The following is an 8,799-nucleotide window of genomic DNA, read 5'->3' as shown; positions in this document are numbered from 1 at the left end:
TTCAAATTCCAGAAACTTGATAATCAACAGGCGTGTTATTTTTTAGTTCTTGCAGTGTTTTAACTTTCTCTTTACGTCTTATTTGTATAATGTAAAAAGAGTACAGAATTTCTTAGCAGATATGGCGTATAGTTAATGTAACAGACTTTGCAATTCTATCGAAATGGAAAGTAGCGGGTGAAATTATGCGAAAGAAAAGAGTACTGCTGTTTTCGGAAGGCTTTGGCACAGGACATACAGGGGCCGCCTATGCTTTGGCTGAGGGGATTAAGCGCCTTAATCCTGCGGTCCAATGCCGAGTCATCGAGCTGGGCAAATTCCTGAATCCGACGGTGGCTCCATGGATTCTTTCCGCCTACCGCAAGACCGTGAGCAGCCAGCCCAAGCTGGTTGGAATGCTGTACAGGACGCAATATCACAGATCGCTGAACCGGTTCACTAAACTGGCGCTGCACCGTGTTTTTTATACACATGCCCGGCAAGTCATCGAGCAGCTCAAACCAGATCTTATTATATGCACACACCCTCTTCCCGCCGCCGTCGTTTCCAGACTGAAGCATCTGGGGCTGAAAGTGCCGCTGTACACGCTGATTACCGACTACGACGCGCACGGCAGTTGGGTTAACGCTGAGGTGAACCGCTACCTCGTCTCCACCTCTCGGGTAAAGGCGATCTTGACGGGACGCGGTATTCCTTCCGATCAGGTGAAGGTAACGGGAATCCCTGTGCACCCTAAATTCTGGGAACGATCCAACAGGGAGGCGCTCCGCCAGGAGTTGGGACTTGCTGATAAGCCCACTGTGCTTATTATGGGCGGCGGCTGGGGCCTGATGTTCGGCGAAGAGATCATGAACGCGCTCACGGCCAAGATTGATCATATCCAGCTCATCTTCTGTATGGGCAGCAATAATAAACTGGTGGACAAAATGCGCAGCGACCCAAGGTTCCAGCATCCGAATATCACGATTCTCGGATACAGCAGCGACGTCAACAAGCTGATGGACGCCGCCGATCTGCTGATTACGAAGCCGGGCGGCATGACCTGCACCGAGGCATTGGCCAAAGGCATCCCCATGCTCTTTTATCAAGCCATTCCCGGGCAGGAAGAGAAAAACTCTCAATATTTCGTCGAGCTCGGATTGGCCGAAGTGCTGGATTCCGAGACGGTTGTAGACAAATGGTTCCGGCTTCTCCAGCGCGAGTATGCAGAACTTGAGAAGCAGCGCCGTCTCCGGCTTTCCCCTGACCACTACCAGCCGAATCATTGCGCGGTAACGGTGCTGGAGATGCTGACCAAGCAGGGAAAGCTGTCCGGGGAGAATGGCTCCCCGGCGCAGGCGCTCAGCGATAAGGCGGTGTACTCGACGCCGTAATTTATTGAATTTGGGATACGCCCAAAAGGACGATCCGGCTGTTTGCCGTTCGTCCTTTTTGTTTTTGCCTGCGGCGGTTTCTTAAATCTCCACGCTCTCTCCGGCTTTGAGCGGGAATCCGGTGATTCCCTCCTGCTTCAGCCGGTTGCAGAACTCCGCTCCGTCCTGTTCAATCACAGGGAAAGTGTTATAGTGCAACGGGATCACCTTGGCTGCCCGCAGCCAGTTCGCCGCCAGCAGCGCATCGTCCGGACCCATCGTCAGCACATCCCCAATTGGAAGCGCGGCAACATCGATAGCATTGCGTTCCCCGATCAGTCTCATATCCCCGAACAGCGCCGTATCACCGGCATGAAACAGCGTTTTGCCTTCAAGGGTCAGCAGAATTCCCCCGGGCTGGCCTAGATATATCCAATAGTCGCCCTCCTGTATGGAGGAAGAGTGAAAGGCCGGCGTATACTTAACGGTAAACCCGGAATAGGCCAGTTTGCCGCCTATGTTCATGTGCTTGACCTTCGCGCCTTTTATCCGGCAGTACTCGGCAAGCTCATAGACCGCGAATATCGGGCAGTCGTTGTTCCTCGCAATCTCCACCGCATCGCCGAGATGATCGGAGTGCCCATGGGTCAGCAGCACCGCATCCACCCGGATATTCTCCGGAGCGATTCCCGAACCCGGATTTCCCGATAAGAACGGATCAATGATGATTTTAGCGTCAGGCGATTCAACCAGCAGTGCGGAATGACCGTAGTAAGTAATTTTCATGATTATTCCCTCCTCTACATAATAGTAGATTACCCTATTACGAGAAGATGAACTATCGATAAAAGCTATGATTTCCAATTTTTTCTGAAAAAGTCTGGGAATGATGGACGGTAAGATCCTGGGCAAGCTTAAGCGAAAGAAAATAATAGGTATCGTCAGTGACTTCCTTGACCCCGGAAAGCGCAGCGTTAACAGCCCTGATTGAGTCCTGGTTTGGCTTTACCCGCTTTAGCCGCCCGTTGGCTACCGGACTAAACTGATGTTTCTGGTATATGACCGCTTTAATAGTATTGGGAAAATGGGCTGACCGCAGCCGGTTCAGAACAACGTTGGCAACTGCCACCTTGCCCTTGTACGGTTCGCCTTCCGCCTCTGCCATTACGATTTTCTGGAGCAGAAGCACTTCTTCTTCGGATACAGCGTAGCTCCGGGTGGATTGGTCGCGCTCTTCCCGGCTTAATAGCTTAGTCCGTGAGAAGTAAAGTATTGCGGGGGGATGTTGCTTGGTTAAAGCAGTCTTTTTATCCTTGGATTGGCCCGCTGCTGTCCCTGCCACCTTCAGCCTCGTTTCACGCTTCTGCGGCTGCCTGATTGGGACGGCTGCGGAAGCTTTGTTCTTAGCCGTTACGGACGCTGAGGCGCTATTACCTTTCAGAACCAATGGTTTTGTATTCAACCATTCGGAGGCGGGCACAGGCTTCCAGGCGGGCACAAGCCCCTGGGGGACGGCGGATAGCTCGGGATGGCTCTGCCGGACTATGGCGGCTCCGGCAGTGATGGCCGGCTCCGCCACCGGCTTGGTCCTATCACCCGCGTTCACAACGGTATGGCCAGTCCCGGGCGCAGATGAAAGCAGCGGGGACTGCAAACGGCCCACATAGACCTTGTCCCGCTCTTCGCTTAATCCGAGCTCTGGCAGCAGCAATATTATCGCAGAGAAACACACTAGAATTACGCCGAACAGCGGCAGCATCCAGCGGTTTTGTTTAAAAATAGACATTTCAATCCTCCTAGTTTTTCGGCACATTCTTAAAAATGTAACCCAAAATGGGAGGTTTGAAAACTACTTTTTTGAAATTGTTATGGTTTCGACAATTTCATACATCGGTTTTTTGTGCATTCGCGTAACAAAAAGGACCCATTCCTCAACCTCCCAGGACATGCGAAGAGCCTCCGCTTCTTGCGTAAATGCATCAAGATGTCCTGGGTCAAAAGCGCGCTCTCCCCTATATTTGCGAGCCAGCGTCACATGGGGCTTATAAGCGCGCTCCTCGGCGCGAAATCCCAGCGGCAGCGTAGCCGCCACGATCCGGCTATGCAATTCCTCCAGCCGGTCCGTCTCCCCGCCCACTCCCGCCCATAGGACGCGCGGAGCGGACGGAGGCCCGAAGATGCCTGTTTCCCGCAAAGACAAGGTGAGCGGCCTAAAGTCCCTTGCCGTCCCCTTCAGCGCCGATACAAGCTCCGGAATGGACCGGGGGTCGGTATCGCCTAGAAACTGAAGCGTTATATGATAATCCTCTTCATGGGTCCATTTGGCAAAGGACAGCTCCCGTGACAGGCTGCGGCACATGCCGCCTATGGCCCCGCGAAGCTCGGGCGGCAACCTCACCGCTGTGAACAATCTTTCAGAAGCCGTTCCGCCAAAACCGACCGCCGCTTTATCATTCATCGTCGTTTCACCTTTTTCCGCAGATTTGATATTCTTTCCGACTGCCGCCGGCCAATACTAATGGCACAGCCAAAGCGACCGCTTAAAGGACCCTTTGGACACGGTGCAGCCGCCTTTAATTGAAAAACCAGCTGCGGCGATGCTCTCCTCTACCGGCTGTGTAGAAATAATAACCGCGCGGCCGGTTAAGCGGCGGAGCGCCTCCAGCATCTCCTTGGTGTCGGCCGGCGAGAGAACCGAGCACAGATTATACGGCATATCCAGTATGGCCGCGTCATAATGCCCGGACAGATTTCTCATATCGCCGAGCGTCACGATATTCTCCGGATAGCCAAAATGGCGCAGATTCCCTCTCGCCCCCCGCACAGCGAGCGGATTCAGGTCGCATCCGGCCATGTCCATCCCCATGGACAGCCCTTCGATCAGCACGCTCCCCATTCCGCAGCAAGGGTCGAGTATCCGGAGGCCTTCCGGACGCGGAGCCGCGATGTTGGCGGCTGACCGGGACAGCGCCACGCCGAGTCCCGTCGAATAGTTGTGCGGCTTAACCTTGCGCCGCTGCCAGCTCCTGTCGCTCTCGCGGTACTCGCCGAGCAGAAGCATGCCCTCATGCTGTACCAGACCGAATACGCGGTCCGGCGACCGCATGTCAGCCGTTCCGGAGATCTGCCTGCCAACCTTCCTCTCCAGCTCTCTGCGCTCTTCGTAGGTTCCTCCCCCTTCCTTGGGACAGAACAGCTTAAAGGTCTCTCCTTCCCCAAGCCTGATGCCGCCTGCGAAATGCGCTATTTCCTCTTCCGAATCCGAAGCGCATAAAATGTCGATTCTCCCCGATAAGAAAGAACTTCGGCTTGGATCAATCTTTTCCCGGGCAATAATCAGGCCAGAAGCTAGAACATCTCCCTGCAATAATACATCCAGCTCCAGAGAACACAGTCCGCTTTCATTCTCATGGCTGCGGTACATATACAAATAAGGCGTCAGTGTATAATCCAATCGGTATAGCCCTGCCTTTCACAGTTCATTTAAGAAACAGCGGGCATTCATCCCGCCGCCGCATTCTATTATACCTGAAAACGGGCCGCCGCTTGCCGGGACAGCTATCCTCCACTGCGGTATCTATCAAATGCACACAAAAAACGCCCGTTCTATATTACTATAGATTAGGCGTTGAAATTTAATCCAGATCATAGATTGAGCCGACTTTTAGCCCGAACAGCTCATTGTAAATTTTCTCGGCAAAAGCATCGGTCATTCCGGCGATATAGTCGATTACCATATGCTCCCAGGTCCAAATCGGTCTTGGCTTACGCTGGTCCTTCTCAAAACGCTGCAGCCAATCGGTAGGGATGATCGCTTTCGACGTATCGGGGTCCAGGAACGCCCCCCACAGCCTCCGTACAATCCACTCGCTGCGCTTTTGCAGCCGCTGAACGCGCAGATCGCGAATCATCGTCACCCAGGCAAAGCTCTTTAGTACGCTTACCGTACGCAGCAGGTCCTCGTCTTCTTTTCCTTCCTTGATAAAGGTAACCTTCTTCCAATCACCGTCCGGTATGACGCCAAGGCTGGCGACAAAAGTGCTGACCCAGTAGGCTTTGACCTCGCGGCGGGTCCGGGAATAATCATGCTCGCAGGTCGGCATCTTTTCCTTCCAAATCCGCAGGAACGAGTTCAGCACCTCTTCCACTTTGGGCCGGATCGCTTCCTCTGTCCATCCATGCCAGAAAGAATCCTCCAGCGTCATGATTTTCTCGACAATGAGCCTTAAAATATAAGGGTCATGCATGAAGAATTCATGGACCTCAATCTTTCCGGCTTTGATGCCGTCCTCAAGGTCATGGGCGGAATAAGCGATATCATCGCATAAATCCATCAGCTGCGCTTCGAGCGTCTTCTTCCCTGCCGGGATGCCCCATTCCGAGCGGATATGCGAGATATATTCCCACTCATTGAGATACATTCCCTTTTTAAGCGTCGTTCCGGGAAAAGGGTACTTGTTGATCCCAAGCAGAACGGCATCGGACAGATTGAGTCCGTCGATGTTCTCGCGCTTCTCCAGGAACATGATGAGCCGGAAATTATGCGCGTTACCTTCAAAATGCTCATACTTGGTTCTCATCTCGTTGTAAATTTCGAGTTTGCGTGCCGGGTCCGCTCCGGTCACCGCCGCCTTCTGCGCGGTTTTCTCCTCAATTAAGCGATCCAGAATGTTGTCGAGCACTTCTTCCCCTTTATGTCCAAATGGAGGATGGCCGAAATCATGGGCAATCGCCGCGCATTCAACCACCTCCGGATCAATGACCAGTCCCGGATTCCCGGCTTTCTCCAAGCCCACTTCCGGATAAGAACGCAGCAGGCTCTTGGCCGCCTCACGCGCAATTTGAGCCACCTCAAGCGAATGGGTTAACCTCGTCCGATAATAATCCCCGGTACCTGCTCCGAATACCTGCGATTTCCCCTGAAGCCTGCGGAAGGTCGGCGAATGAATCAGCCGGGAATAGTCACGTTCATATACAGCCCTTGATGTCTCCAGGCGGGTAATCTCCGGATATTGGCGGTGTTCTCTTAGTTCATTCAGTCTCATGCTCCCCTACCCCTTATATGATGGCTATCTGTTTTTAATACTACATTATAATGCATTTTCGGCAAAAGTTTCACCACTCCCGGTTATTTTTTTAAGGCAATAGGAGTAAACCGGCAGCAAAGCAAACGCGATTCGCTGCACCGCACGATCTTAACTTTTAATTATTCGACACATATAAATTTCCCATAACTTAACTCTAATGTATTTGTAAATTTATTAACATTCTGTTATTCGGTCTTATTAACCCTTTATCGCCAAAATTTCCGATTTTTTGGGTTATGGTAAAGATTTTCCGTGAATTTTATCGATATTACTCAAACTACCTTGATTTTCCAAACATCATGTAGTATGATTTAACTATATAGATTATGATTTAGATATAATCAGTTATAAATAGATATAATTAATCATCAAGATTTACATCACATACAACTCTTATTACCCAAAATTGAGAGGAGAATGTACCATGAAAATTAGTGCCAGAAACCAATTGGAAGGCCGTGTAGTAGCTATAGAGGCAGGACCTATCAATGCAAAGGTTGTTATTGACGCTGGCGGACAAAATATCACTTCCATTATCTCCTTGGATGCCCTTGAGGAGCTCGGAATTAAGGAAGGCGCTACAGTTACCGCCCTTTTCAAAGCTTCTTCCGTCCTGTTGATGGCCTAAGGCGGTTAGCCGCTTTTTGAATAGCAGACGCAAAAAAGAACCGGACGTACATCACTTGCGTGTACACCCGGTTCTTTTCAGTTCCCTGCACCCTTCAATAATTGCGTCCGGATAGAAAATAAGGTAGTCTTGTGTTAGTGCACCCATAGGTGTGATGGCTGCTGACGCAGCCTACTTCTTAGGAGGATTTACTCTATGTCTGACAATACATCCTATACAACCGAAGAGGTTGCCCAGCTGCTTAAAATATCAAAACTGAAGGTCTATGATCTCATTAAGAAGGGCGAGCTTTCTTCTTACCGGGTGGGCAAACAGATGCGTGTAGATTCCTCGGACCTGGAAATGTACAAGCAGCAGTCCAGAGAGAGCGGGCGCCAAGCGTCCATGCTCCATTCTACTAAACCAGGGCTTCACGCGATAAGCCCTGCACCTAGCATTCAGACCCCGGCGACATACCGTTCAGCCACGCGTGAAATTGTCATCACCGGCCAGGATATCAGTCTGGATATCATAGCACAGCATTTGGAGAAGTTCTCCCCCTCGCTGCGCCCGCTGCGCTCATATGCGGGAAGCCTTGACAGTCTGATTTCCATGTATCGCGGGGAATCCGATATCGTCAGCACCCATTTGCTTGATGGCGATTCAGGCGAGTACAATATTCCTTATATCCGTAAAATGCTCGTCGGCTCCAGCTATCTTGTTGTTCGTCTCTTAGGCAGGGCCGCCGGCCTGTATGTACAGAAAGGCAATCCCAAAGGGCTTTATGACTGGAAAGACCTGGGGCAATCCGGTCTGCGGCTCGTTAACCGGGAGAGAGGTTCAGGCGCGCGGGTGCTGCTGGATGAACAACTGCGCTTGAACGGAGTGAAAGCACAGAACATTGAAGGCTACAGAGCGGAAGAAATCAGCCATGTGACGGTTGCTGGCAAGATCGCCCGCGGCGAGGCTGATGTCGGCGTCGGGAATGAAAAAGCTGCCCGGATTGTCGAAGGCGTGGATTTTATTCCGCTCATCCAAGAAAAGTACGATCTGGTTATGCTGAAACGGCCGGATAATCAGGATTGGATCTTGGCGGTGCTCGAAATATGCCGCTCCCAAGCACTTCATAACGAGCTTAACTCGTTATATGGATACGATCTGTCCGAAACCGGGAAGATTATTTACGAGACATGAAGATTATTTACGAAACATAATGAATAGCAAACCCTCCCTATCCTCAGGCTGCTGATACTGCCGGATTGGGGAGGGTTATTTACTTTCTTTATTAGGAGTAGCGGTTGACAAACATCAGCATGAACGCCGATATTGCGATAATCGAAATGACCCACAACCAGGCGAGCGTCATGTCCCCTCCGTCCACAGCCACATAAATCGCTGTAGGAATCGTCTGCGTCCGGTTGGGAATATTGCCAGCCACCATAATTGTCGCCCCGAACTCGCCGAGGCCCCGGGCAAAGCCGAGAACATAGCCCGCCGCAAGCGTTCGGATCGCCAGCGGGAGAGTAATATAGCGAAGCACTTGAAGCTCTCCCGCCCCCTGAGCGCGCGCCGCATCTTCCAAATCGCGGTCAACTTCTTCAAAGCCTGCCTTTAGCGTACGATAAACGAGCGGAAAAGCGACAACGACGGCGGCAATGACCGCCGATCCCCAGGTGAACAGAATCGTTCCACCGGTTAAATTCTCGTACCATTCGCCAAGCCAGCTTTTTCTTCCCAATACGACCAGAAGCAC

General features: G+C 51.6%; 9 protein-coding genes. 3 read left to right on the top strand and 6 right to left on the bottom strand.

The genetic code is table 11. The features are described from left to right. Positions 1–185 precede the first annotated feature (185 nt). The gene (locus L691_RS0100835; RefSeq protein WP_025688170.1) at positions 186–1,373 is read left to right on the top strand and encodes a UDP-N-acetylglucosamine--LPS N-acetylglucosamine transferase; all 1,188 of its coding nucleotides are present in this window, start codon (positions 186–188) and stop codon (positions 1,371–1,373) included. A gap of 81 nt (positions 1,374–1,454) precedes the next feature. Here the strand turns inward: L691_RS0100835 and L691_RS0100830 are convergent, their stop codons facing one another. From L691_RS0100830 to L691_RS0100810, 5 genes are all read right to left on the bottom strand, one after another. Next, entirely contained in the window at positions 1,455–2,138 is a 684-nt protein-coding gene (locus tag L691_RS0100830; RefSeq protein ID WP_025688169.1) for a metal-dependent hydrolase, read from the bottom strand. A 52-nt stretch (positions 2,139–2,190) separates the two neighbouring features. After that, entirely contained in the window at positions 2,191–3,138 is a 948-nt protein-coding gene (locus tag L691_RS0100825; RefSeq protein ID WP_025688166.1) for a cell wall hydrolase, read from the bottom strand. Between the two features lie 63 nt (positions 3,139–3,201). Then, on the bottom strand, positions 3,202–3,810 hold the full coding sequence (gene thpR / locus L691_RS0100820; protein WP_025688164.1) for an RNA 2',3'-cyclic phosphodiesterase: 609 nt from the start codon (positions 3,808–3,810) through the stop codon (positions 3,202–3,204). A gap of 57 nt (positions 3,811–3,867) precedes the next feature. Continuing rightward, positions 3,868–4,806, bottom strand: coding sequence for a TRM11 family SAM-dependent methyltransferase (locus L691_RS0100815; protein WP_025688163.1), 939 nt, complete (start codon positions 4,804–4,806; stop codon positions 3,868–3,870). Between the two features lie 181 nt (positions 4,807–4,987). Then, positions 4,988–6,397 (bottom strand): deoxyguanosinetriphosphate triphosphohydrolase family protein, encoded by a 1,410-nt coding sequence (locus L691_RS0100810; RefSeq protein ID WP_025688162.1) that lies wholly within the window; start codon positions 6,395–6,397, stop codon positions 4,988–4,990. A gap of 466 nt (positions 6,398–6,863) precedes the next feature. On the opposite strand from L691_RS0100810, the gene L691_RS0100805 reads away from it, so the two are divergent. Beyond that, entirely contained in the window at positions 6,864–7,067 is a 204-nt protein-coding gene (locus L691_RS0100805) for a TOBE domain-containing protein (RefSeq protein WP_025688160.1), read from the top strand. A 195-nt stretch (positions 7,068–7,262) separates the two neighbouring features. Continuing rightward, the gene (locus tag L691_RS0100800; protein WP_025688158.1) at positions 7,263–8,240 is read left to right on the top strand and encodes a substrate-binding domain-containing protein; all 978 of its coding nucleotides are present in this window, start codon (positions 7,263–7,265) and stop codon (positions 8,238–8,240) included. A gap of 91 nt (positions 8,241–8,331) precedes the next feature. Here the strand turns inward: L691_RS0100800 and L691_RS0100795 are convergent. Continuing rightward, the coding region (locus L691_RS0100795) for a molybdate ABC transporter permease subunit (RefSeq protein ID WP_025688157.1) at positions 8,332–8,799 on the bottom strand (468 nt) is incomplete at its 5' end.

It is taken from the genome of Paenibacillus zanthoxyli JH29 (genome assembly GCF_000520715.1).
Lineage (GTDB): Bacteria > Bacillota > Bacilli > Paenibacillales > Paenibacillaceae > Paenibacillus_AQ > Paenibacillus_AQ zanthoxyli.
The sequence above is the reverse complement of the archived record's forward strand: the minus strand, read 5'-3'. Positions and strand labels throughout refer to the sequence as shown.

Coding starts and splice junctions, on each gene's coding strand:
- L691_RS0100810 (WP_025688162.1), bottom strand. CDS start 6,397: ATGAGACTGAATGAACTAAGAGAACACCGCCAATATCCGGAGATTACC.
- thpR (WP_025688164.1), bottom strand. CDS start 3,810: ATGAATGATAAAGCGGCGGTCGGTTTTGGCGGAACGGCTTCTGAAAGA.
- L691_RS0100800 (WP_025688158.1), top strand. CDS start 7,263: ATGTCTGACAATACATCCTATACAACCGAAGAGGTTGCCCAGCTGCTT.
- L691_RS0100825 (WP_025688166.1), bottom strand. CDS start 3,138: ATGTCTATTTTTAAACAAAACCGCTGGATGCTGCCGCTGTTCGGCGTA.
- L691_RS0100830 (WP_025688169.1), bottom strand. CDS start 2,138: ATGAAAATTACTTACTACGGTCATTCCGCACTGCTGGTTGAATCGCCT.
- L691_RS0100805 (WP_025688160.1), top strand. CDS start 6,864: ATGAAAATTAGTGCCAGAAACCAATTGGAAGGCCGTGTAGTAGCTATA.
- L691_RS0100835 (WP_025688170.1), top strand. CDS start 186: ATGCGAAAGAAAAGAGTACTGCTGTTTTCGGAAGGCTTTGGCACAGGA.